The sequence below is a fragment of the Neokomagataea anthophila genome (genome assembly GCF_018122595.1).
GTDB classification, from domain to species: Bacteria; Pseudomonadota; Alphaproteobacteria; order Acetobacterales; family Acetobacteraceae; genus Gluconobacter; species Gluconobacter anthophilus.
In genome coordinates, this window is record NZ_JAGRQH010000083.1 from 1 (window position 1) to 254 (window position 254).

The following is a 254-nucleotide window of genomic DNA, read 5'->3' on the forward strand; positions in this document are numbered from 1 at the left end:
GTAGGCCTCGGCAGCTAGTTGATCGATCTCGGCAGGAGTACCCTCGGTAATCTGCTTTTGATTTTCAATAACATGGTTGGCTATGAAGATGACATTATAAAATCCACCCCAGTCCAATTGGTTGGTAGTAGGTGCAGGAGCTACATCGTTCCAACGCTCCCAATCGGCATATCTTTGTTGATCCCAGTTATTGGCAACAACTTGCATCTCGTCGGAACGAAAACCAACAGTTCCTCTCTGCATCGGAACTCGTT

1 protein-coding gene is annotated in these 254 nt (G+C 46.9%); it reads right to left on the reverse strand.

The genetic code is table 11. The features are described 5' to 3' along the window. On the reverse strand, window positions 1-243 hold a 243-nt coding region (locus KB213_RS12165; RefSeq protein WP_211683506.1), incomplete at its 3' end, for a RagB/SusD family nutrient uptake outer membrane protein. Window positions 244-254 lie beyond the last annotated feature (11 nt).